The organism is Lentzea albidocapillata subsp. violacea, assembly GCF_900100275.1.
GTDB classification, from domain to species: Bacteria; Actinomycetota; Actinomycetes; order Mycobacteriales; family Pseudonocardiaceae; genus Lentzea; species Lentzea violacea.
In genome coordinates this window covers 122,649-144,999 of the sequence record NZ_FNET01000009.1, presented here as the reverse complement: position 1 = coordinate 144,999, position 22,351 = coordinate 122,649, and the positions used below count along the sequence as shown (strand labels likewise).

The following is a 22,351-nucleotide window of genomic DNA, read 5'->3' as shown; positions in this document are numbered from 1 at the left end:
CCAGGGGAAGCACGCAACCGCAACCAGGCCGCCCGCAACCCCAACCACCCACAAGTATCGCGACCCACCTACGGCACCCGATGCCGAGACCCAACAGGCACAACCAACGGCGTCCCAGAAACCGGATCCTCGACAACCCGAGCATCCAACCCGAACACCTCCAACAACATCCGCTCAGTCAAAACCTCAACAGGCGCCCCCTGCGACACGACCCGCCCATCCCGCATGGCCACGATGTTGTCCGCATACCGAGCAGCCAAGTTCAAGTCATGCAACACCATGACAATCGTCCGCCCCATGGAAACATGCAGCTCCTGCACCAAATCCAGCACATCAATCTGATGAGCAAGATCCAGATAGGTGGTCGGCTCGTCCAGCAGCAACAGATCAGTCCCCTGAGCAAGAGCCATGGAGATCCAAGCCCGCTGCCGCTGCCCCCCGGACAGCTCGTCAACAGTCCGCTCAGCCAGATCCAGAATCCCGGTCATAGCCAACGCGGCATCAACAGCAGCAGCGTCATCAGAAGACCACTGCCGATACCAGGACTGATGCGGATGCCGCCCCCGAGCCACCAGATCAGCCACAGTCAGCCCCTCAGGAGCAGACGGAGCCTGAGGCAACATCCCCAGAACCCGGGCAACATCCCGAGTGGACATCGAATCGATCTGCCGGCCGTCCAGCAACACCGCACCGGACCGAGCAGGCAGCAACCGCCCCAACGCCTTCAGCAGAGTCGACTTGCCACACCCGTTGGGCCCGATCACCGCGGTAACCGTGCCACCGATGATCGACAGATCGAGCGAGTCGACGACCTGCCGTTCCCCGTAGCCCACGCACAACGACGAAGCCTCAAGACGCACACTCATACCCGCGCCTCCCGGCGGCTTCGGATCAGCAGGAACATCAGATAGGGCGCACCCAGAACCGCGGTCACGACACCGACCGGCAGTTCGGTGCGGTAGATGGTCCGCGCCACCAGGTCCGACAACATCACCAGCGCACCGCCGACCACCACCGAACCGAACAACGGCGGCTGAGCGGTCCCGGACAGCCGTAGAGCGATCTGCGGCGATGCCAAAGCCACGAACGTGATCGGACCGGCCGCGGCGGTGGCCACCGAGGCCAGCACGATCGCCACGATGATCAGGAACGACCGCGCGACGTTGACTCGCACGCCGAGCCCGCGCGAGGTCTGGTCGTCGAACTGCAAAGCCCCGAGAACATGGCCGCCGATCAGGGCCACGGGGACCAGCACGACCAGCGCCAGGGCGACCGGCACGACGTGCTCCCAGCCGCGGCCGTTCAGCGAGCCGGTGATCCACACCATCGCGCGGCCCGCGTCCTGCACGTCGCCGACGGTCAGCAGGTAGTGCGTGAAGTTGCCGGCCACGGCGGTGATGCCGATGCCCACCAGCACCATCCGGAAGCCCTCGATGCCCTGCCGCCACGCCAGCGCGTAGACCAGCAGGCCCGCGAGCAGACCGCCGGTCAGGCCCGCCAGCGGGAGGCCGATCGAGGCCGCGCTGCCGGTCACCACGCCCAGCGAACCGGCGAAGGTGATCACCGAGACCGCGCCGGCGCCGGCTCCCCAGGTCACGCCGAGGATGTCCGGCGACGCCAGCGGGTTGCGCACGATGGCCTGGAAGATCGCCCCGGAGAGTCCGAGAGCGCCTCCGACCAGCAGGCCCGTCAGTGCTCGCGGCATCCGCAGTTCCATCACCACGAACTGGTCGCGGCGCGTGCCGCCACCCAGCAGCGTGTCGACGACCTGGGTCACCGTCAGCGGGAAGTCGCCGATCACGATGTCGGCGACCAGCAGCGCCGCCAGGACGACCAGCGAGGCCGCCACCACCAGCAACGGCCGGCGGCGGAGCCTGAACGAGGCCGCGCCCAGCCTCAGGGCGGGCGCCTTGGCCGCGGGAGTCTTCACAGCGGTCGTCAAATCTTCACCAGCCTCTTGCGCCGGACCAGGAAGATGAAGAACGGAGCGCCGATCAGCGCGAGCATCACGCCGACCTCGACTTCGGACGGGCGGGCGACCACTCGTCCGGCGATGTCGGCGAACAGGATCAGGATCGCTCCGAGCAGGGCCGAGTACGGCAGGATCCAGCGGTAGTCGGGGCCGGTGAACGCGCGCGCGACGTGCGGCACCACGAGCCCCAGGAACCCGATCGGCCCGCACGCGGCGACGGCCCCGCCGACCAGCAGCGTGATGGCGAAGATGCCCAGCGAACGCGTCCGGCTGACGTTCACGCCCAGCGACTTCGCCACGTCCTCGCCCAGCGACATGGCGTTGAGCCCCGGCGCGTTGAACGCGGCGATGAGCAGGCCGGCCAGCAGGAACGGCAGCACCTGCGTCAGCACCGTCAGGTCGCGGCCGGCGATGGCGCCGACCTGCCAGAACCGGAACGCGTCGAGCGACTGCTGGTCGAGCAGCACGATCGCCGACACCAGGCCGTTCATCAGCGCGGAGACCGCGGCACCGGCCAGCGCCAGCGTCACCGGAGACGGCCCGCCCCGCCCGGCCGACCCGAGCAGGAACACCAGGACGCTCGCGAGCATCGCGCCGGCGAAGGCGAACCAGATGTAGCCGACCAGCGAGTTGACCCCGAGCAGGAAGATCGAGAGCACGACCGCCAGCGCCGCGCCCTGCGTGACGCCGAGGATGCCGGGATCGGCCAGCGGATTGCGCGTGTGGCCCTGCATGAGAGCGCCACCCACACCGAGTGCGATGCCCACCGCGATGCCGAGCAACGTCCGCGGGACCCGCAGCTCGCGGACCACCACGTCGTCCTCGACGCCCGTCGGTGTGAAGAGACCGTGCCACACCCCGGAAAGCGGGATCTCCTTCGAGCCGATCGCGATGCTCGCCAGGCACACGGCGACCAGCACGACCAGCAGGAAGAGCAGGCCGAACGACCTACGACCCACGGCCTACCCTCCTCAACCCAAGACAGGAGAGGTAAGCCTAACCGAACCACCTCGCCGCACCGAGGTCGAGGGCGCCGATTCCGGTCACATCACCGGCCTCACCGGCGGAAGAACGAGCCAAAGAAGATCATCGAACAATATTCAGTCAACCCGTTGTCGGGTCAACCAAAAAGTCGGCAGCAAGAGTGTTCTCGATCTCGTTTGGATAGCACCGTTCCACGATCGGGGCACCGAACGGTAGTTGATCGGTCACTCAAATAGCACGAAGGGGTTCCGGGGAATCTTCCCCGGAACCCCTTCGTGTTTTGCCGAATTTCAGCCCTGCTGGTGGTAGGCGTCGAGCACCTCGGCCGGGATCCGACCGCGGTCCGACACCTTCATGCCCTGCTTGCGGGCCCACTCGCGAATGGCCTGGTTCTGCTCACGATCCGCCGATGCGGGGCGCGCCTTCACGCTGCCGGCCGGACGGCCGGGCCCAAGACGCTTACGGCCACCCGCACGACGTGCACTTCCCACGAAGTCGGCAAGAGCGTCCCGCAGTTTGCCCGCATTGCCCGAGGAAAGGTCGATGGTGTAGCTGACACCATCCAGTCCGAACTCGACGGTCTCCTCAGCGGTGGAACCGTCCAGATCGTCGACGAGGGTCACCGTGACCTTCTGCGCCATGCGTATCCTCCTGGACCCCGAATGCGCGGTCACCCGCGTCGCCAACTAAAGCCTTCTGCGAGGCAGGTTAGCGCACGGGTGCCGCATTGCACCTATCGACATCCGGAAAGTTACTCATTCAGGGCGAACGAGCGGGAACAAGATGGTCTCCCGGATACCCAGACCGGTGAGCGCCATCAGCAGCCGATCGATACCCATTCCGACACCACCACTCGGTGGCATTCCGTACTCCAGTGATCGCAGAAAGTCTTCGTCGATCGGCATGGCCTCGTGGTCACCGGCGGCCCCAAGACGCGCCTGTGCTTCCAGGCGTTCCCGCTCGATGACCGGGTCGACCAGTTCGGAGTAACCGGTGCCGAGTTCGAATCCGCGCACGTACAGATCCCACTTTTCGGCCACCCCCGGCTTGCTGCGGTGCTGCCTGGTCAGGGGGGACGTCTCGATGGGGTAGTCCCGCACGAACGTCGGCGCGTGGAGCGTGTCGCACACCAGGTGCTCCCACAGCTCCTCGACCAGCTTGCCGTGCCCGAACTTCGGGTTCACCTCGAGTTCGTGGCGGTCACAAAGCTTGCGCAGCGTCTCGGCGGGCGTCTCGGGGGTGATTTCCTCACCAACAGCTCCGGACAACGACTCGTAGATGCTCAGCGTCGTCCATTCACCCGAGAGGTCGTACTCGCTGCCGTCCGCCAGCGTGACGATCTGAGAACCCGTCACGGCTTCCGCCGCTTCCTGGATCAGCTCGCGCGTCAGTACCGCGTTCGAGTCGTACGTGGCGTAGGCCTCGTAGTACTCCAGCATCGAAAACTCGGGCGAATGCGACGAGTCCACACCCTCGTTGCGGAAGTTGCGGTTGATCTCGAAGACCTTCTCGATGCCACCGACGACGCAGCGCTTCAAGTACAGCTCCGGCGCGATGCGCAGGAACAGGTCGATGTCGAGCGCGTTCGAGTGCGTGATGAACGGACGCGCGGACGCACCACCCTGCAGCGTCTGCAACATCGGCGTCTCGACTTCGAGGAATCCGCGCCGGTGGAACGACTCGCGCAGAGAACGAACGACGTTCGCACGGGTCCGAACAGTGTCACGCGCCATCGGCCTGAGGATCAGGTCGACGTATCGCTGACGAATACGGGTTTCCTCGCCGAGTTCCTTGTGCGCTACCGGCAACGGACGCAGCGACTTCGACGTCAGCTGCCACCCGTCGGCCATCACGGAAAGCTCGCCACGACGTGAGCTGATGACCTCACCGCTCACGAAAACGTGGTCGCCGAGGTCGACGTCGGTCTTCCACTCGGAAAGCGCTTCTTCACCGACACCGGCGAGGCTGAGCATCGCCTGCAGTTCGGTGCCGTCGCCTTCGCGCAACGTCGCGAAGCACAGCTTTCCGGTGTTACGCATGAACATCACGCGTCCGGTGACGCCGACCTGCTGCCCGGTCTGGGTGTCGGGTTCCAGTTCGGGATGCGCGTCGCGAATCTCGCGCAACGTGTGCGTGCGCGCGACTTCGACGGGATAGGGCTCCTTACCGGAAGCGAGCAGCCGCGCACGCTTCTCCCGGCGCACGCGCATCTGCTCTGGCAGGTCTTCTTCGCTGGTCACGAGGTTTTGCTTCGGCTGCTCACTCACGCGGAGAAGGGTACGGAAAGGCGGGAAGGCAAAGCGAACCGGATACCCCTGTGGATCCGCGACGGCCTAAGTTGGACGGATGGATCTACACGCGAGGCGAGCGGACTCGTTCGGCGCGCAGGCCGGGGCCTACGCCGAACACCGGCCTGACTATCCCGTGGCGGCGATCCGGTGGGCCCTGGAGCCACTAGGCACGTCGGAGCGGCTGGACGTGCTCGACCTCGCCGCCGGCACCGGCAAACTGACCTCGGGCCTGGTCGCCGAGGGACACCGCGTAACAGCCGTGGAGCCCAACGAGCAGATGCTGTCCGAGCTGGTGCGCCGCGTTCACGACGTGCGCGCGCTGCCCGGCCACGCCGAGCACATCCCGGTTCCGGACAGCACCGTCGACGCCGTGTTCGTCGGCACCGCGTTCCACTGGTTCGACCAGGAGAAGGCGCTGCCGGAGATCGCCCGCGTGCTGCGGCCCGGCGGCGTGCTGGCAGCCCTGTGGGTCGAGACCGTCCCGGACGTCGAATGGGTGAGCGAGCTCGAACAGCTCTCGGCGAGCAGCGTCGAGTCCCGGCGCGGCGACCCGACGGAGATCATGGCGCACCCGTCGTTCGGGCCGGTGGAGCGCAACGTCTTCCCGCACACGCAGCGCAGGGACTCGCCGGAGGCGCTCATCGCCACGACGAACACGTACTCGCGCATGATCGTGATCGACGAGGAGGAGCGGGCCGCGATCAACGAGAAGATGCTCGCTTTCCTCCGCCAGCGCCCGGAGACGTCGAACGGGCCGTTCGACGTCCCCCTGCGCTCGGAGGTCTACCGGATGGTGCGCGTCAGCGAGTAGCGGGCATGTTGCGCTCGAACACCATGCGCAGGCCCAGCAGGGTGAGGTCGGGCACGTGGTGCGCGATCGTCGAGGACTCGGAGACCACCAGAGGGGCGAGCCCGCCCGTGGCGATTACCGTCACGGGACCGGGGTCGGTCTGCTGGAGCTCCTCGGTGATCTTGCGCACCAGTCCGTCCACCTGGCCGACGAATCCGTAGACGATGCCGGACTGCAGGCACTCCACGGTGTTCTTGCCGATCACGTTGCGGGGCCTGACCAGCTCGACCTTGCGGAGCTGGGCGGCGCGGGAGGCGAGGGCGTCGACCGAGATCTCGATGCCCGGTGCCAGCGCGCCGCCGAGGAACTCGCCGCGCGACGAGATCACGTCGAGGTTCGTGGACGTGCCGAAGTCGACCACGATGCACGAGGTCGCGTAGAGGTGGTGGGCGGCCAGCGTGTTGATCACGCGGTCCGAGCCCACCTCCTTCGGGTTGTCGACGAGCAGCGGGACACCGGTCTTCACACCCGGCTCCACCAGGATCTTCGGCACCGCGTCGTAGTAGCGGCCGAGCATGACCCGCAGCTCGCGCAGCACCGCGGGCACGGTGGACAGCGCGGAGATCCCGGTGATCTTGTCGGCGTACTCGCCGAGCAGGCCGCGCATGGTCAGCGCGAGCTCGTCGGCGGTCATCCTGGCGTCGGTGCGCATCCGCCAGTCGCGCACGAGCGGGGCCGAGTCGCCGACCCCGTCGTACAGACCGAGCACGATGTTGGTGTTGCCGACGTCGATGGCGAGCAGCACGTTGCGTTTCCTTAGTTCTCGGCCTGGATCAACGCGTCCAGCGCTGTCGCTTCCACGGTCTCAGAAGAAGGCGCGCTCGTGGAGCCGTTCACCAGACCGGACCCCTCCGGGGCGTGCGCGGGGTCGCTGCCGAGGTCGACGACCTTGTTGTCAGCGTCCACGAACACGACCCGCGGCTGGTAGGCGCGCGACTCCGCGTCGTCCATCTGCCCGTACGCGATCAGGATCACGATGTCGCCGGGGTGCACGAGGTGCGCCGCGGCGCCGTTGATGCCCAGCACGCCGGTGCCGCGCTCGCCGGGGATGACGTAGGTCTCCAGGCGCGCGCCGTTGGTGACGTCGACGATGGCGACCTGTTCGCCCGCCAGCAGGTCGGCGGCCTCCATCAGGTCCTCGTCCACCGTCACCGAGCCGACGTAGTGCAGGTCGGCCTGCGTCACGGTGGCGCGGTGGATCTTGGACTTCAGCATCGTGCGGAACATGTCATTCCCCCTTTTCGTCGCCTTCGCCGAGCAACACCGCGATGTTGTCGATCAGGCGGGTGGCACCGACGCGGGCCGCGACCAGCAACCGGGCGTCGCCGTTCTCCGGTGCGGGACCGAGGTCGACCCCGCGCAGCTCCAGGTAGTCCACTTCGACCTCGGGCGTCTGCGCCAGCACGTCGTGCGCGGCCTTGAGCACCGCGTCCGCCCCCTGCGACGACACGTGCGCGCCGGCGGTGAGCGCGGCCGACAGCGTCACGGCGTGGTGGCGCTGTTCCGGGCTCAGGTAGGCGTTGCGCGACGACAGCGCGAGGCCGTCGTGCTCGCGGACGGTCGGCACGCCGACGACGTCGAGCGGGAAGTTGAGGTCGCGCGCCATCTTGTGGATGAGCTGCAGCTGCTGGTAGTCCTTCTGCCCGAACACCGCGTACGTGGGCTGCACGATGTTGAACAGCTTCGACACGACGGTGAGCACGCCCTCGAAGTGGCCGGGTCGGACAGCACCCTCGAGCTCGGCGCCCAGCGGGCCGGGATGCACGGTGACCTGCGCGCCCTCGGGGTACATGTCCTCCACGGACGGCGCGAAGACGATGCCCGCCCGCTCCGCGCGGCAGATGTCCACATCGGACTCGAACTGGCGCGGGTACTTCGCGAGGTCCTCGTTCGGCCCGAACTGCAACGGGTTCACGAAGATCGACACGACGACCACCGTGTTCTGCATGACCTGCGCCTCGCGGATCAGCTGCCGGTGGCCCGCGTGCAGCGCGCCCATCGTGGGCACCAGCGCGACGTTGCGTCCGGCGTTGCGCAGCGCCCTGATCACCCTGTTGAGGCGAGCCGGGTCGCGGTGCACCGTGACGTCGTCCGGGCGGTAGTCGTCCTTGGTCAGTGGCTTCGTCACGTCAGTCCTCAAGAGTGGTGCGAACGTCGTTGGCCGCGTCGGGCTTGAGCAGCCCGGAGTCCTCGGCCCGCTCGGCGGTGCGGCGGGCGAGCACGCGGTAGCTGGGAAGGATCTCGGGTGCCTGTCGCGCGAGCACGTCGAGGTGCTTGCGCAAGGTACCCGTGTCGCCCCGGGCGACCGGACCGGTCAGGGCACGGTCGCCGTGGCGCAGCGCGTTGTCGAGCGCGGCGGACAGCAACGGGCCGAGCAGGCGCTCGGCGTTGGCGATTCCGGAGCCGGTGAGCAGGTCCGCGGCGTCACGGACCAGCGTGATCAGGTGGTTGGCGCCGTGGGCCAGCGCCGAGTGGTAGAGCGGGCGGACGGACTCGGGGACCCTGACCGGTTCCGCGTCCATCTCGACGACCAGCGCCTCGCCGACGCTCCAGGCCACCTCGTCGCCGTCCGCGGCCGTGACGCCGACGCACGCGGCGCTCATCCGCTGCAGATCCTCCGGGCGCCCGGTGAACGTCATGACGGGGTGCAGCGCGAGCGTGAGCGCGCCCAGCCCGGCAGCGGGTTCGAGCACCTGCACGCCCATCGCGCCGCTGGTGTGCACGACGATCTGGCCGGCGCGCAGCGACTCGGTGGCCACGAGGCCCTTGACCAGGCCTTCCAGCTCGTCGTCCGGCACGGCCAGCAGCACCAGGTCGGCGTGCGCGGCGACCTCGGTGGGGTCGGCGATCGGGACGCCGGGCAACAACTCGTCCGCGCGGTTGCGGGAGACCTGCGAGACGGCGGAAACGCCGGTCACCACGTGGCCCGCCCTGGCCAGCGCGGCGCCCAGCACGGAACCGACGCGGCCTGCCGAGATGACACCGACGGCGAGCCTCGCCGGACGTGGGGTCGCGTCCATGCGACTAACTCCTTCTGACGTTCCAGGCCCTGGTGCGGGTACCGGACGACGCCGCCGAGGGTAGCTCCGCCGAGTGCCCGTGCACCCGCTCGGTGACCGGATTCACCGGCGGGCGGCGGTCCTGGCGGCGTGCAGCGAGTCGAGCAGCACCCCGTGGCGTTGCTCGGCGCTCTGGCCAGCCGTTCCCTGCTCGATGCGGTGCCGCAGGAAGGCCAGTTCGGTGACGGCGATCTGGTAGCTCTTCACGGCCTTGACCGACGCCTCACCCGACTTGCGCTTGACCGCCCGCAGCCAGTTCCGGCGGCCGTTGAGACTGGCCAGCAGGGCTACCTCGCTGTTGGCGATCCACCGGTTCTGCGCCATCGCGGCGAGCTGCCCGGCGACGATCCGCTGTTCGCGTCTGCGCTGCCACACCACGATCGCGACAGCGCCGGCGAACACCGGGACCATGATCAGGAAGTACAGGTTGATGAAGGCCGAACCGGTGCCGACGGTGGTCGAGAAGTTCCACAGCGAGTGCAGCCCCACGGCCGTGAGGTAGCCACCGATCGGCGCGATGACACGGACCGTGGCGTTGCCGGTGGTCGCCGCTATGCCGACACCGATGCCCGTCATGGCCGTGAACAGCGGATGCGCGAACGGCGAGAGCACCCCGCGCAACACGAACAGCGCGATCACGCCGCCGCTCATGTCGCCGAGACCGTTCTCCAGGAAGACCCGGCCGAAGTACCAGATGTTCTCGGTGAACGCGAAGCCCGCGGCCGTGATGCCGGCGTAGACCATGCCGTCCACGACCCCGTCGAACTCGTGGCGGCGGCGGAGGAACACGGCGATGAGGAACGCGGCCTTGGTGGCCTCCTCGACGATCGGCGCCCCGACGACGGCCGTGAACGTCGTGCCGTCGTCGGTCAGCAGGTCGCCCAGCACCCTGGACGTCTGGTTGAACGCGAGCGAGCTGATGGTCGCGCCGCACGAGCCCCAGACGAACGCGAAGAGCAGCATCTTCGCCGGTTCCGGTTCCCACCGGTCGATCCAGAGGAACGCGCTCACCACGAACGCGACGGGGATCAGCGCCGCGGCGGCACCGACCAGCAGCGGCTCGATGCCGATGCTCGACGTGCCCAGTGCGAACAGCACGAGCCCGGCCGCGGCGAGCGCGATCAGCGCCACGACGGGGAACAGGACGGTCCAGCGGCGCTGCTCGATGCGCTTCTTCGTCGGCGTCGGCATGGGGTCGGCGTCGGTCACGGGAAATGACCTTAGATGCACACTTGTCCGATGTTCGACTGGGAAGCCGCTTGGCACGCCGCGTTGTACGGTCCCGGTGGCTTCTTCGCCCGCGGCGAGAAGCCGTCCGCGCACTTCCGGACGGCTCCGCTGGTCGGTCCGGAGCTCGCGGAGGCCCTGCTGACGTTGCTGTCGCGGGTGGACGCCGCGCTCGGATTTCCCCCGGTCGTGGACTTCGTGGACGTGGGTGCGGGAGGGGGCGAGCTGGCGTTCGCGGTGCGCTCGCTGGCGTCCGCGTCGCTGGCGTCCGGGCCGCTGGCGTCCGGGCCGCTGGCGTCCGGGTCGCTCACGTCCGGGTCGCTCACGTCCGGGTCGCTCACGTCCGGGTCGCAGGCATCCGGCCCGCAGGCATCCGGCTCGCAGGAGTCCGGGTCGCAGGAGTCCGGCTCGCAGGAGTCCGCGTCGCTGGCGGCGCGGCTTCGGGTGACCGCGGTCGAGGTCGGTCCTCCCGTTGAGCTGCCTGGGGTTCGGTGGACCTCGTCCGTGCCCCCGTGCGTCGGGCTGCTGGTCGGGCACGAGTGGCTCGACGCGATCCCCTGCCCGGTGGTGACCGGGCCTTCCGCCGACCCGTGGATCACCCGGTGGTGGCCAGCGCTTGCCGATGGCGCCCTGGCCGAGGTCGGGGCACCCCGGGACGAGGCTTGGGCGGCGGCGGTGTCGTCGGTGCGGGGCGCGGCGTTGGCGATCGACTACGGGCACCTCGTGTCGTCGCGGCGGTTCACGCTGACCGGGTACCGGGGCGGGCAGCAGGTGGAGCCCGTGTTCGACGGGTCCTGCGACATCACGGCGCACGTCGCGTTCGACGCGTGCGCTGCGGCGGCCGGTGGGGACTTCGTGCTGGTGTCGCAGCGGGATGCCTTGCGCGCCTTGGGGTTGAGCGGTGCTGTTGGTGGTTCCGGGTGGGACTGGCTGGAGTCGGCCGCGCGGGCCGGGCGGATCGCCGAGCTGCGTGACCCGTCTGGGCTTGGTGGCTTCGGGTGGCTGCTGCACGGCAATGGGGTCGCGGTGGCGGACCTGCTGCCGGAGCTGCCGCCCTGGCGTCCGAATCCCGCCAGCTTTTCCACCGGCTGACGACGATCGTCGTCTTCATGCGAATCCACACCGTGTCGCCGTCCGACTCGTTCTCCGACCCCGGCCGTGAGTACCGCGCCTCCGAGCCCGGCGTGCCGTTGCGCTGCTGTCTGCGGAAGTCACTGGAGGCTGAGCCGGTGTGGCTGTTCCGCTACTCGCCTTCGTCCGGGAAGGGCCCGTACGCCGAGGTCGGCCCGGTCTTCACGCACGTGGACTGCCCGGAGGCGCCTTTGTTGGATCGTCTTCCTGTTGAATTGTTGAACAATCCTCGGATCCTACGTTCCTACAACGCCGCAGGTCAGATCGTCGACGGCGAGGTGGCGGAGCCGGGATCGTTCGATCGTGTGATTGCGGGATTGTTGAACGATCCTGCAATCGAGTCGGTGCAAGTCCGCAGCGTGTCGCACGGCTGCTTCTTCTTCGCGGTCACCAGGGCATGAGTCGGATGCCTGAGCGGCCGACGCCTGACTGACCGATTCGACGCCCATCGGGATCAGAATGTTCGTGCACAAGCGGCCCGCACATTCATCCGCCGATCACCCATGGGGAGAAGACACGATGCCCAAGTGGATCGCTTTAGGCGCCGCAATCTGCTGCACCGCACTTGCGCTCTTCCTCCCGTGGGCCCGCTACGGCGACACAGACGTCTCGCTCTACCGCTTTCCCGCCTGGTACGTCTACGTCGCCGCCGCGCTGGCCATGCATGGCTGCGTCCCGCTCCGCTCGACCATCGGCCGCATCGCCGGCGCTGTCGCCTCCCTCACCGCGGCGACCACCGCCGTCCTCCTGCTCGTCAACCCCGGCTGGGCCGACTTCCCGTTCGGCGGCGCGGACTCCCCGGTTCCGGCCGTCGCGGCCGGCTCGTCGGCCGGGGCACTTCTCGCGCTGGCAGGCGTCCTGACCAACGCCGCCGCCCTGGCTCTGCCACCCCGAACTGCGTGAGCTTCGCCGGTGCCGACATGACACGATTGCCGGCGTGAGCGAGCAGATCACCGTCGGCGTAGGCGCAGGCGCCCGCTACCTGGGTGTCGACCGCGTGATCGACCTGGGCCCACTGCACCCGTCGGCCCACGGCGCCTACCGCCTGCGCCTGACCGTCACGCCGGACCTCGTGATCACCGCCGCCGAACCGCTGGTGGGCCACCTCCACCGCGGCGCCGAGAAGCTCTTCGAAGTACGCGACTACCGGCAGGTCCTGACGCTCGCCAACCGCCACGACTGGCTTTCGGCTTTCTGCAACGAACTCGCTGTCGCACTGGCCGTTGAACGCATGACGGGCATGGACGTCCCGGCCCGCGCGCAATGGTTGCGAGCTCTACTGTGCGAACTGAACCGCCTGATGGCGCACATGGTCTTCCTGACCCCGTTGTCCCCCAACGCCGCCACGTACCGCGAGGGCGTGCAGGCACTGATGGAAGAGGCGTCAGGCGGACGCATCCACTTCATGTTCAACAGGATCGGCGGCCTGCGCGAGGACGTCCCGGCCGGCTGGACCGAGCGGGTCGCCGCCTTCCTGTCCACTGTGGATACAAAAACGCTGACCATCGATTTCGGTGCACTCGAAGGACTCGGAGTGCTGCCGCACGAGGACGCGCTGGCGTACGGGGTCACCGGGCCCATCGGGCGGGCCAGCGGAGTGGACTTCGACCTGCGCCGTGACGACCCGCTGCCTGCTTACAAGGCGTTGGACTTCTCCCCCGTGGTGCGGACCGAGGGCGATGCGGCGGCGCGGGTCCGGTGTCTTCTCGACGAGGTCCAGAAGTCGGTGGAGCTGGCGCGCGCGTGCCTGGAGCAGTTGCCGCAGGGGCCGGTGAACGTCCGGCTGCCCAAGGCCATCAAGGCACCCGAGGGTTCCGTCTACACGCGCGTCGAGGCGCCGCTGGGCACTTCGGGCGTGCACCTGTCGTCGCGCGGCGAGAAGACGCCGTGGCGGCTCAAGCTCCGCACGCCGTCGTTCAACAACGTTCAGGCGCTGTCCGCGCTTCTGCCCGGCACGAAGGTGGACGACCTGCCGGCCGTGCTGAGCTCGTTCGCCGTCGTCGTCGGCGACATCGACAAGTAGCCGCCGGCCCTAGTCCTCGCGCCGGCGCCGGCGACGAGGTGCGTCGCCTCCGCCCAGCGACGCCAGCAGTTCGCTCACCGACTTGCCGTCCGCATGCGCGCCCGACGCGTCTTCCGGCGCGGCGCGGCGGCCCGTCGAGACCGCGGGCAGGCGCGTGGACGAGTCCTCGGCGACCCGGCGGCCGGAGACCGGGGCCTCCTCGGCAGGGGAACGCCGGGGCGAGACCGCCGGGAGCCTGGCCGACGACTGCTCGGCGGCGGAACGGCGGCCTGCCGGGGGCAGTGACACCAGCGAGTCCTCGGAGGCGGTGCGGCGGGGTGTCCGCTCGTCGGAGCGGCGGCCGGGGGCCGGGGCGTCCGGCTTCAGGGTCTCCCACGAGCCGCTGTCCTGCACCGGAGCCGGAGTCTGAGCCGGGCGGTCGTCCGCCCGGCGGCGGCCTCCGCCGGCCGCCAGGGCCTTCGGGTCGATCATCTCGGTGCGCTCGGCGACGCGGGAACGTGGTTCGGGCTTGCGGGTCTCGACCGACTTCGCGACTGCCGCGGGGGCCTTCGGGGGCTGCTCCGGGCGCGACAACGCCTCGGTGCGGGCCGGGGGCTGCGGCGGGCGCTGCACCCGTTCGGTGCGGTGGACCTGCGCCTGCACCGGCTGGGCCTTCACGGTGGGGGGCGGCGGGGCCTTCTGGGGAGCCGGGGTGGCGCCGCTGAGCCTGGCCGAGACGGCGGCCGCCGCCGAGGCGGGGCGGGGCTGCGGCCTGGCCGGTTCCTGCTTCGCGGCCTTCAGCGGCTCGCGGCGGACCACGGCGGGCTGCGGGCGGGGCGAGTTCCTGGCCGGGTCCGGGCGCACGGGCTCGGGGCGCGCCTGCTCGCGGCGCGGGGGCTGCATCTTGGCGTCGTGGGCCACGCGCTCGATCAGTTCGGTGCGCTCGGACGGCTTCTCCGAGGTGACGGACGACGTCGCGGTGATCATCGGCTTGGCGTTGATGACGCGCTGTTCGGGCGCCGCCGCCAGCCGTGCCGCTTCCGAGCCGATCGAACGCAGGCGGGTCGACTCGGCGCGCAGGGCCACGCGTTCGACGAGGACGTCGCCGCCGAGCAGGGCCTGGAGGTTGTCGCGCAGCGCGTGCAGATCGGCGCGCAGGGCCTCGATGTCCGCGCGCGACTCTTCCTCGATGCGCTTGCGGGTCTCCGACTCGATCTCGAGCTCGTACTCGCGGCGGGCGGCGACCTCGCGCTCCAGTTCCAGTTCGTAGACGGACTGGAGATCGGCCACCTCGTCGTCACGTTCCGTGACCTGCCTGCGGTACCTCGCAGCGAGGAAGGCACCCACCAGAGCCGCCCACAACGCGGCCACCACGGCCAGACGCAGCATGCGGGCGCTGTCACTCAGCACGAGCACCGCCGCGGCCACGAGGGCGAGCGCCAATGCCGCTACCAACAGCAATCGCCCTGAGCCACGACCGTGATCATCTCGCTCGTCGTCGGTCGACGCGCCTCGCCCGGTCATGCGCACTACGGTACCGCGTAGTTATGTGACTGAGACCTATGGCCGGGTATCTAATCCTTCCCGGAACCCTCTTCCGGCGTCTTGCAGCAAAGCTCCAGCCAGAGCGCCGCAGCCGTCAGCGCGACCGCCGCGATCACCCCGACAACGGCCGCCACCAGGTCGTTCGAGGCCGCGGGGAACGAGTCGCGAACGGGCAGGACGAAGATCAGCAAACCGCTCCAGGCACCGAACATCAGAGCGCCCAGAACGGACGAGGCCTTCGCCAGCACGACCGCTCGGGCGGCGGTCAGCGGCTGCACCGGACGCGCGCCCCGCCGGCGCTGGATCCTGGCCCGCAACGAGAACCCGAAGACCGCCTCCACGACCGCGATGACGAACAGCGTCGACCCGGCCAGCAGAGGCAACGGCGGCAACGAGTCGTACGTGAGCCGCAGCAGCAGATGCGCGAGCAGACCGCCGATGATCGCAACGGCCGCAAGGTCGCGGGGACGGGTGAACTTCACGCTTCCATCCAACCCGAAAGCACGAGATCGTCGCGCCGCCGCACGCCCTCGGCCGAAAACTCCAGGCTCGCAACGGGTCCGTGGCCCGCCAGCACCGCGTCCGGCTCCACGTCGAGCCACGGAATGAGAACTGTTGCGCGCTCAAACGCCCCAGGATGCGGCAGCAGCAGGTCCGGGTGGTCCGAAGTCACCCCGTCCACCGAAACCACGTCCACGTCCAACGTGCGGGGGCCCCAGCGCTTCTCCCGCACGCGTCCGGCGGCGTTCTCCAGCGCCTGACCGCGCCGCAGCCAGCCCCACTCGTCCACGTCGTCCGAGGAGACGATCACGATGGCGTTCAGGAAGTCCGGCTGGTCCTCGACGCCCCACGCCGCCGTCTCGTACACCGGCGACACAGCGACGACGAACGGCCGCAGCCCGTCCACGACGGACTGCAGGAACGCGAACCGGTCGCCGACGTTCGAGCCGATCGAGAGGACCGCGCGGCTCACCGGGCTTCCTTGGGCAGCGGCGCGGCCAACCGGCGCGACCGGCGGATCGTCACCGACACGTCGGCGAACGTCAGCGGGATCGGCGCGGACGGCTTGTGCAGCGTCACCTCGACCGCGTGCAGCCGTGAGTCCGCCATCGCGGCGTCGGCGATCCGGCCGGCCACGGTCTCGATGAGATCGCACGGCTCGCCACCGATGATGCCCGCGGCCATCTCGGCCAGTTCGCCGTAGTGGTAGGTCTCTTTCAGGTCGTCCGTGCGGGCCGCCGCGCTCAGGTCCAGCCAGAGCGTGACGTCCACGACGAACTCCTGCCCGTCGCGCTTCTCGTGCTCGAACACCCCGTGGTTGCCGCGCACCCGCAGGCCCGTCAACGTGATCCGGTCAGCCATGTCCCCGCCTCCACGCAGCGGCGACGGCGACCGCGTCCAGCGTCCGGTCGACGTCGTGCACCCGCACACCCCACGCTCCGTTGAACGCGGCCAGAGCGGACACCGCCGCGGTCGCGTCCTCCCTGCCGTCCGGTGGACGGTTGCCGAGCAACGTGCCGAGGAAGCGTTTGCGCGACGCCCCCACCAGCACCGGGAAGCCCAGCTCGACCAGTTCGTCCAGGCGCTGCAACAACTCCCAGTTGTGGTCGCCGAGCTTCGCGAACCCCAGCCCCGGATCGAGCACGATCGACGACTCCGCGACACCGGCGGCCAGCGCGGCCTCGACGCGCTCCAGCAACTCCGTGCGAACGTCCGTCACCACGTCGTCGTACGCCGCCAGCGTGTCCATCTCCGTGCTGTGCCCACGCCAGTGCATGAGCACGTACGGAACTCCGGCCGCGGCGACGACGGCGGCCATCCCTGGATCGGCCAGGCCACCGGACACGTCGTTCACGATCGACGCACCTGCCTCCAACGCTGCCGCGGCAACGGAAGCGCGCATGGTGTCCACACTGACCGGCACGCCCTCACCGGTCAGGGCCCTGATCACCGGCACGATGCGGGCGATCTCCTCGGCCGGCTCGACACGCTCGGCGCCGGGCCGGGTCGACTCGCCACCCACGTCGATCATGTCCGCACCGCGCTCGAACATCTCGACGCCGTGCGCGACCGCGTCCCGCCGGTCGATGTAGCGGCCGCCGTCGGAGAACGAATCGGGCGTCACGTTCAGCACGCCCATCACGACACAGCGGCCGGGACGAGGCAGACCGTTCACCTCGACCGGCCCCTGATCAGTTCGATCGCTTCCGCCCGTGAGGACGCGGACGTGCGCAGCAACCCCCGCACCGCCGACGTCGTCGTGCGGGAACCGGGCTTGCGCACACCGCGCATGCCCATGCACAGGTGCTCGGCCTCCATCACGACTATCACGCCGCGCGGCTCCAGCTTGCGCACCAGGGCGTCCGCGACCTGCGACGTGAGCCGCTCCTGCACCTGCGGACGCTTCGAGTAGAGGTCGACGAGCCGCGCGAGCTTCGACAACCCCGTCACGCGGCCGTGCTCGTTCGGGATGTACCCGACGTGCGCGACGCCGTGGAACGGCAGCAGGTGGTGCTCGCAGAAGCTGAACATCGGGATGTCCGTGACGAGGACGAGCTCCTCGTGGCTCTCGTCGAACGTCTTCGCGAGGACGCTGTCCGGCTCGGTGTAGAGCCCGGCGAACAACTCCCGGTAGGCACGCGCCACCCGTGCGGGTGTCTCGCGCAGACCCTCCCGGTCCGGATCCTCACCGCACGCGATCAACAGTTCGCGCACCGCAGCCTCCGCGCGCGCATGGTCGAAGACCCGCCGCGCGGAGACGCCGGCCTCCCCGTCGTGGGTGAGGCCGGCGTCTCCGTCGAGCTGGTTCTGCTCGGTCACTGCCGCTCGTCCTGGTCGGGCTGCGCCTTCTTCGGCTCCCAGACGTTGTGCGGCTTGCCGCCGGGCACCGTCGCCGGGGTCCATCCGGGCGGGGCGCCGTAGTTCGGCGGGCCCGCCTGGTTCGCAGGCTGACCGGGCTGGTGGACACCGTTCGACCCGTTGGGCGACGGCAGCGCCTCGGTGGCCGGTGCCGCGGCAGCGGGATCTGCCTGCTGCGGGTCCGGCTCGTCGTCGAGGGTGTCCTCGACGACCGGGGGCCACGGCTCGCCGCGCTCCCTGGCGAGCTCACCAGGGGTCTTGATCGGCGGGATTTCGGACGGCCTGCGGTCACCGAAGTCGTTGAACTGGGTGATGCGCGGCCGCTTCTCGACGCGGGCGAAGATCCGCTCCAGTTCCTTCTGGTGCAGGGTCTCCTTCTCGATCAGCTCGAGCGTGAGGTCGTCGAGGACGTCGCGGTAGGTGACGAGCACCTCGTACGCCTCGGTGTGCGCGGCCTCGATGAGCTTGCGCACCTCCTCGTCGATCTCGTGCGCGACCTCCAGCGAGTAGTCCGCCTGACGACCGGCCGAGCGTCCGAGGAACGGCTCGCCCTGCTCCTGCCCGTACTTCACGGCGCCGAGCTTCGCGCTCATGCCGTACTCGGTGACCATCGCGCGGGCGATCTTCGTCGCCTGCTCGATGTCGTTGGACGCACCCGTCGTGGGCTCGTGGAAGACGAGCTCCTCGGCGGAACGGCCACCCAGTGCGAACACCAGTCGCGCGATCATCTCGGACCTGGTCATCAGGTCCTTGTCCTCTTCCGGCACCGACAGGGTGTGACCACCCGTGCGGCCGCGGGCGAGGATCGTGACCTTGTAGACCGGGTCGATGTCCGGCATCGCCCACGCGGCCAGGGCATGCCCGGCCTCGTGGTACGCGGTGATCTTCTTCTCCTTCTCGGAGATGATCCGGCTCTTGCGGGCCGGACCGCCGATCACTCGGTCCACGGACTCCTCGAGCGCCGCACCGTCGATGGTGTGGCCGTTGTGCCGCGCGGTGAGCAGCGCGGCCTCGTTGATGACGTTCGCGAGGTCGGCGCCGGAGAACCCGACGGTGCGCTTCGCGAGGCCGTCGAGGTCCGCGTCCGCGGCCAGCGGCTTGCCCTTCGAGTGCACCCGGAGGATCTGCTTGCGGCCCTTCAGGTCCGGTACGGACACCGGGATCTGACGGTCGAAGCGGCCGGGGCGCAGCAGGGCGGGGTCGAGGATGTCGGGACGGTTCGTCGCCGCGATCAGGATGATCCCGCCGCGCGAGTCGAAGCCGTCCATCTCGACGAGCAACTGGTTGAGGGTCTGCTCGCGCTCGTCGTGACCGCCGCCCATACCCGCGCCGCGGTGGCGGCCCACCGCGTCGATCTCGTCGACGAAGACGATGCACGGCGCGTTCTGCTTGGCCTGTTCGAACAGGTCACGCACACGCGAGGCACCGACACCGACGAACATCTCGACGAAGTCCGAACCGGAGATCGAGTAGAACGGCACGCCCGCCTCGCCGGCGACGGCTCGGGCGAGCAGCGTCTTGCCGGTGCCCGGCGGGCCGTAGAGCAGCACGCCCTTCGGGATCTTCGCGCCGAGTGCCTGGTAGCGGCCGGGGTTCTGGAGGAAGTCCTTGATCTCCTCGAGTTCCTCGACGGCCTCCTCGGCACCGGCGACGTCGGCGAACGTGGTCTTGGGCATGTCCTTGGACAACTGCTTGGCCTTGGACTTGCCGAAGTTCATGACGCGGTTGCCGCCGCCCTGGGCGTTGTTCATCATCCACATGAGCAGCAGCAACAACAGGCCGAGCGGCACGAGGTAGATCAAGATCTGCATCAGGATGGACTCCTGGCTGACCTTGGTCTCGACGGTCGGCTTGTTGCCGGCCTGGTCGAGGACGGTGAAGATCTCGTCCGTCGAGCTGGCCGGGAACTGCGTGATCAGGCGGTTGCTGCCCTCGAAGGTGGTGCCGTCGGTGAGGGTGAGTCGGAGCCGCTGCTCCTTGTCCTCGATCGTGGCTTCCTTGACCTTGCCGTCCCGCACCTGTTGGAGTGCTTGGGACGTCTTGACCGGGTGGTAGCCGCGTGCGTCGTCGAAGAGCACGGTGAAGACGAAGTAGAGCAGCAACACCGCAGCGATCCACAGCAGCGGGTTGCGAAGCAGGCGCTTGCGGTCCATGCACTTACGGCCGGCGGGCGGCCTCGACCCTCCCTGACTTGCGCGTCGGGCAGTGGAAGACCCACATACCGCGTCCGACCAGCCTACCGCTCGCTGGCCGGGTACTGAGCAACCAACGGGCGGGGGCGATCCGTGGTTCCCTCAGGTGACCCCCACCACGCATGTTCACGCAGTTTGGTTCATCCGGAACAAATACGGCCGTCCAGACGAGTGACGCAGGTCACGCCATCTCATTACGTTTGCGGGTCACATGTCATCCTCATTCATCCCCCGAGTGTTCTCCCGCCACTCGAAAGAGTGAACACGTGACCGAAGGTAAGTAACTGTATGTCAGCACGTCATACGTCCCCCGGATTGTTCCGGCGGGTGGCCCTCCCCGTGGCCGCCCTGCTCGGGGTGGTCGCGGCGGCGGGCGTCACGGTCGTGGCACTGCGTGCCACCAGCGGTGCCGACTGCTCCGGCGCACTGCCGTTGAAGATCGCCGTCACACCGGCCGCCCTGGATGTGGTGAACGCGGCGGCGCAGGACTACCAGCGATCACAACCGGTCGTGCGCGGCCGGTGCGTCCAGGTCCAGGTCGAGTCGCGCAACGCGGCCGACGTGGCGAACGAGCTCCCCACCGCGCAGATCAACCCCCACTCCCTCTGGATCCCGGACTCCTCGATGTGGGCGGCCGAGGCCCAGCGTCAGGCCGCCGAGACCGGCCCGGAGGCCCCGAAGCTCGACATCAAGCCCTCGCTGGCGTCGAGCCCGCTGGTGATGGCGGGCTCCGAGCAGGCGATGGCCAAGATCGGCTTCCCGATCACCCCCGTCTCGTGGGCCAGGGTCGTGGACCCGAAGGTCCAGATCTCCATGAGCGACCCGACGATGACGTCCGAGGGCCTCGCCTCGCTGTTCGTGATCCGTACTTTGCTGGGTAACCCGGACGGAACGCCCAAGCCCGAGCTGGTCGGCACCCTCCTGCGCGTGGGCCGCAGCGCCGTCCCGTCGGTCCGCGACTCGTTCGGCAAGGTCACCACCGACGCGGAGAAGGCACCGCTCTTCGCCGCCACCGAACAGTCCGTGGTCGCCAACAACCGCTCGGCGAAGGACAACGCCGTCCTGGGCGCCCCGCCCAGGGAGGGCACGCTCTCGTTCGACTACCCGCTGGTCCGGGTCTCCCGCCCGAACGAGACGGAGGGCATCGGCGAGGCAGCGGCCGAGTTCGAGAAGGCCCTGCGCTCCGGCGAGACCTCCAAGCGCTTCGGCGAGGCCGGCTTCCGCACGGTGGGCGGCGCCGCCCCCGCGAAGTGGAGCACCGACGTTGAAGGCGTGCAGGCAGGCGACGTCAAGCTGATCGAGACCCCGGACGCGAACCAGGTCTCCGAACTGCTGCGCACGTGGGGCGCCATCAGCCTGGACATGCGCATGCTGACGGTCATCGACGTCTCCGGCTCGATGATCGAGAAGAGCGGCAACGGCAAGACCCGCGTGGAAGCCGCCACCCAGGCGTCCATGACCGCTCTCTCCATGCTCCCGGACACCACGGCGATCGGCCTGTGGGCGTTCTCCACCGACAAGAAGCCGCCGAACGACTGGATCGAACTGGTCCCGATCGGCCCGCTGGGCGAACCCCTGGCCGGCGTGACCCGCCGCAAGCGCCTGGAGGCAGGCGCCTCCCAGCTGCCAGGCCTCGTAGGCGGCGGCACGGCCCTGAACGACACGACCCTGGCCGCGTACCGCCACGTCCTGAAGGGCTACGACCCGTCGAAGGTCAACTCGGTCGTCCTGATGACCGACGGCCGCAACGACGACATCTCGTCGATCGACACCAACGCGCTGATCGAGACCCTGAAGCGGGAGTCCGACCCCGCGAAGCCCGTCCCGGTCATCATGGTCGGCCTCGGCGACGAGGTGGACATGGAGGCGCTTCGCGCGATCTCCGCCGCCACCGGTGGCAAGGCCTACCAGGCGCCGAACCCGGAGGACATCCGCGGCGTGCTGCTGGACGCCGTGTCGCAGCGGCGGTGCCGTCCGAACTGCTGATTCTCGTGTGACCGCACAGCGCCGGGCTTCCTTCGGGAGGCCCGGCGTTGTCGTTGGCGGGGGTCCCACTGGAACGCGACCGCGCGCACGCAGAGCCACCCTCCGCTGGAACAGGAACCAGCCACCGCAAACAGACCCGCGCGGTGCCACCAGGCACCCGCCAACGCAAAGCAACCACGTACGAAACCTGGCGTGGCGATGCGAAGCGAGCCGTCCGAACCTAGAGCGCCGGGTAGCGGTTCGGGTCCGCTCA

General features: G+C 69.1%; 23 protein-coding genes. 6 read left to right on the top strand and 17 right to left on the bottom strand.

The window, feature by feature from the left end:
- Positions 1–68 precede the first annotated feature (68 nt).
- The 5 genes from BLR21_RS21315 to lysS all read right to left on the bottom strand — a co-directional run bounded on the left by BLR21_RS21315 (position 69) and on the right by lysS (position 5,166).
- Entirely contained in the window at positions 69–866 is a 798-nt protein-coding gene (locus BLR21_RS21315; RefSeq protein WP_090007574.1) for an ABC transporter ATP-binding protein, read from the bottom strand.
- The gene (locus BLR21_RS21310) at positions 863–1,942 is read right to left on the bottom strand and encodes a FecCD family ABC transporter permease (protein ID WP_256334839.1); all 1,080 of its coding nucleotides are present in this window, start codon (positions 1,940–1,942) and stop codon (positions 863–865) included. The genes BLR21_RS21315 and BLR21_RS21310 overlap by 4 nt, the downstream gene beginning before the upstream one ends.
- Positions 1,939–2,931, bottom strand: a complete 993-nt coding sequence (locus BLR21_RS21305) for a FecCD family ABC transporter permease (protein ID WP_090007573.1) — start codon at positions 2,929–2,931, stop codon at positions 1,939–1,941. The genes BLR21_RS21310 and BLR21_RS21305 overlap by 4 nt, the downstream gene beginning before the upstream one ends.
- 315 nt (positions 2,932–3,246) lie before the next feature.
- Positions 3,247–3,597, bottom strand: a complete 351-nt coding sequence (locus tag BLR21_RS21300; RefSeq protein ID WP_030477509.1) for a histone-like nucleoid-structuring protein Lsr2 — start codon at positions 3,595–3,597, stop codon at positions 3,247–3,249.
- A 114-nt stretch (positions 3,598–3,711) separates the two neighbouring features.
- A complete protein-coding gene (lysS, locus tag BLR21_RS21295) occupies positions 3,712–5,166 on the bottom strand; it encodes a lysine--tRNA ligase (RefSeq protein ID WP_090007572.1) in 1,455 nt (484 codons plus the stop codon).
- Positions 5,167–5,302: 136 nt separating this feature from the next.
- Between lysS and BLR21_RS21290 the strand changes: the two genes are divergently transcribed.
- On the top strand, positions 5,303–6,058 hold the full coding sequence (locus BLR21_RS21290) for a class I SAM-dependent methyltransferase (protein ID WP_090007571.1): 756 nt from the start codon (positions 5,303–5,305) through the stop codon (positions 6,056–6,058).
- Here the strand turns inward: BLR21_RS21290 and BLR21_RS21285 are convergent.
- From BLR21_RS21285 to BLR21_RS21265, 5 genes are all read right to left on the bottom strand, one after another.
- Positions 6,048–6,842 (bottom strand): type III pantothenate kinase, encoded by a 795-nt coding sequence (locus BLR21_RS21285; protein WP_030477513.1) that lies wholly within the window; start codon positions 6,840–6,842, stop codon positions 6,048–6,050. The genes BLR21_RS21290 and BLR21_RS21285 overlap by 11 nt on opposite strands.
- A gap of 11 nt (positions 6,843–6,853) precedes the next feature.
- A complete protein-coding gene (gene panD, locus BLR21_RS21280) occupies positions 6,854–7,324 on the bottom strand; it encodes an aspartate 1-decarboxylase (protein ID WP_090007570.1) in 471 nt (156 codons plus the stop codon).
- A 1-nt stretch (position 7,325) separates the two neighbouring features.
- Positions 7,326–8,225, bottom strand: a complete 900-nt coding sequence (gene panC, locus BLR21_RS21275) for a pantoate--beta-alanine ligase (RefSeq protein ID WP_090007569.1) — start codon at positions 8,223–8,225, stop codon at positions 7,326–7,328.
- Position 8,226: 1 nt separating this feature from the next.
- Complete coding sequence (locus tag BLR21_RS21270; RefSeq protein WP_090007568.1) at positions 8,227–9,117, bottom strand: Rossmann-like and DUF2520 domain-containing protein; 891 nt, start codon at positions 9,115–9,117, stop codon at positions 8,227–8,229.
- 102 nt (positions 9,118–9,219) lie between these two features.
- The gene (locus tag BLR21_RS21265; protein ID WP_090007796.1) at positions 9,220–10,347 is read right to left on the bottom strand and encodes a PrsW family intramembrane metalloprotease; all 1,128 of its coding nucleotides are present in this window, start codon (positions 10,345–10,347) and stop codon (positions 9,220–9,222) included.
- Positions 10,348–10,395: 48 nt separating this feature from the next.
- Between BLR21_RS21265 and BLR21_RS21260 the strand changes: the two genes are divergently transcribed.
- The 4 genes from BLR21_RS21260 to BLR21_RS21245 all read left to right on the top strand — a co-directional run bounded on the left by BLR21_RS21260 (position 10,396) and on the right by BLR21_RS21245 (position 13,537).
- Positions 10,396–11,475, top strand: coding sequence for an SAM-dependent methyltransferase (locus BLR21_RS21260; RefSeq protein WP_090007567.1), 1,080 nt, complete (start codon positions 10,396–10,398; stop codon positions 11,473–11,475).
- A 17-nt stretch (positions 11,476–11,492) separates the two neighbouring features.
- Positions 11,493–11,915, top strand: a complete 423-nt coding sequence (locus BLR21_RS21255) for a DUF1203 domain-containing protein (RefSeq protein WP_090007566.1) — start codon at positions 11,493–11,495, stop codon at positions 11,913–11,915.
- Between the two features lie 118 nt (positions 11,916–12,033).
- Positions 12,034–12,417 carry a hypothetical protein gene (locus BLR21_RS21250; protein ID WP_090007565.1) on the top strand — a complete coding sequence of 128 codons (384 nt, stop codon included), beginning with the start codon at positions 12,034–12,036 and terminating at the stop codon, positions 12,415–12,417.
- Positions 12,418–12,451: 34 nt separating this feature from the next.
- A complete protein-coding gene (locus tag BLR21_RS21245; protein WP_090007564.1) occupies positions 12,452–13,537 on the top strand; it encodes an NADH-quinone oxidoreductase subunit D in 1,086 nt (361 codons plus the stop codon).
- A gap of 9 nt (positions 13,538–13,546) precedes the next feature.
- Here the strand turns inward: BLR21_RS21245 and BLR21_RS21240 are convergent, their stop codons facing one another.
- From BLR21_RS21240 to ftsH, 7 genes are read right to left on the bottom strand one after another with little or no spacing between them, the layout of a single operon-like run.
- Positions 13,547–15,040 (bottom strand): DUF6779 domain-containing protein, encoded by a 1,494-nt coding sequence (locus tag BLR21_RS21240; RefSeq protein ID WP_143027805.1) that lies wholly within the window; start codon positions 15,038–15,040, stop codon positions 13,547–13,549.
- Positions 15,041–15,090: 50 nt separating this feature from the next.
- A complete protein-coding gene (locus tag BLR21_RS21235) occupies positions 15,091–15,543 on the bottom strand; it encodes a DUF3180 domain-containing protein (protein ID WP_090007562.1) in 453 nt (150 codons plus the stop codon).
- Entirely contained in the window at positions 15,540–16,034 is a 495-nt protein-coding gene (gene folK, locus BLR21_RS21230) for a 2-amino-4-hydroxy-6-hydroxymethyldihydropteridine diphosphokinase (protein ID WP_090007561.1), read from the bottom strand. Before folK ends, BLR21_RS21235 begins: the two co-directional genes overlap by 4 nt.
- The gene (gene folB, locus BLR21_RS21225; RefSeq protein ID WP_090007560.1) at positions 16,031–16,423 is read right to left on the bottom strand and encodes a dihydroneopterin aldolase; all 393 of its coding nucleotides are present in this window, start codon (positions 16,421–16,423) and stop codon (positions 16,031–16,033) included. The genes folK and folB overlap by 4 nt, the downstream gene beginning before the upstream one ends.
- Positions 16,416–17,201: a dihydropteroate synthase gene (gene folP, locus BLR21_RS21220; RefSeq protein WP_090007559.1), complete on the bottom strand. Its 786-nt coding sequence runs from the start codon at positions 17,199–17,201 to the stop codon at positions 16,416–16,418. Before folP ends, folB begins: the two co-directional genes overlap by 8 nt.
- A 32-nt stretch (positions 17,202–17,233) precedes the next feature.
- Positions 17,234–17,881, bottom strand: a complete 648-nt coding sequence (gene folE, locus BLR21_RS21215; RefSeq protein ID WP_090007558.1) for a GTP cyclohydrolase I FolE — start codon at positions 17,879–17,881, stop codon at positions 17,234–17,236.
- Entirely contained in the window at positions 17,878–20,073 is a 2,196-nt protein-coding gene (gene ftsH, locus BLR21_RS21210; protein ID WP_090007557.1) for an ATP-dependent zinc metalloprotease FtsH, read from the bottom strand. Before ftsH ends, folE begins: the two co-directional genes overlap by 4 nt.
- A gap of 366 nt (positions 20,074–20,439) precedes the next feature.
- Between ftsH and BLR21_RS21205 the strand changes: the two genes are divergently transcribed.
- A complete protein-coding gene (locus BLR21_RS21205) occupies positions 20,440–22,098 on the top strand; it encodes a substrate-binding domain-containing protein (RefSeq protein WP_256334837.1) in 1,659 nt (552 codons plus the stop codon).
- Positions 22,099–22,351: the final 253 nt, after the last annotated feature.

Bases quoted from the DNA above. Each gene is read 5' to 3' on its own strand.
- BLR21_RS21265 (WP_090007796.1), bottom strand. From the start codon at position 10,347: ATGCCGACGCCGACGAAGAAGCGCATCGAGCAGCGCCGCTGGACCGTC.
- BLR21_RS21300 (WP_030477509.1), bottom strand. From the start codon at position 3,597: ATGGCGCAGAAGGTCACGGTGACCCTCGTCGACGATCTGGACGGTTCC.
- lysS (WP_090007572.1), bottom strand. From the start codon at position 5,166: ATGCGCGTGCGCCGGGAGAAGCGTGCGCGGCTGCTCGCTTCCGGTAAG.
- panD (WP_090007570.1), bottom strand. From the start codon at position 7,324: ATGTTCCGCACGATGCTGAAGTCCAAGATCCACCGCGCCACCGTGACG.
- BLR21_RS21270 (WP_090007568.1), bottom strand. From the start codon at position 9,117: ATGGACGCGACCCCACGTCCGGCGAGGCTCGCCGTCGGTGTCATCTCG.
- BLR21_RS21255 (WP_090007566.1), top strand. From the start codon at position 11,493: ATGCGAATCCACACCGTGTCGCCGTCCGACTCGTTCTCCGACCCCGGC.
- folB (WP_090007560.1), bottom strand. From the start codon at position 16,423: ATGGCTGACCGGATCACGTTGACGGGCCTGCGGGTGCGCGGCAACCAC.
- BLR21_RS21240 (WP_143027805.1), bottom strand. From the start codon at position 15,040: ATGACCGGGCGAGGCGCGTCGACCGACGACGAGCGAGATGATCACGGT.
- BLR21_RS21260 (WP_090007567.1), top strand. From the start codon at position 10,396: ATGTTCGACTGGGAAGCCGCTTGGCACGCCGCGTTGTACGGTCCCGGT.
- BLR21_RS21290 (WP_090007571.1), top strand. From the start codon at position 5,303: ATGGATCTACACGCGAGGCGAGCGGACTCGTTCGGCGCGCAGGCCGGG.
- BLR21_RS21315 (WP_090007574.1), bottom strand. From the start codon at position 866: ATGAGTGTGCGTCTTGAGGCTTCGTCGTTGTGCGTGGGCTACGGGGAA.
- BLR21_RS21250 (WP_090007565.1), top strand. From the start codon at position 12,034: ATGCCCAAGTGGATCGCTTTAGGCGCCGCAATCTGCTGCACCGCACTT.
- ftsH (WP_090007557.1), bottom strand. From the start codon at position 20,073: ATGGACCGCAAGCGCCTGCTTCGCAACCCGCTGCTGTGGATCGCTGCG.
- folP (WP_090007559.1), bottom strand. From the start codon at position 17,201: ATGGGCGTGCTGAACGTGACGCCCGATTCGTTCTCCGACGGCGGCCGC.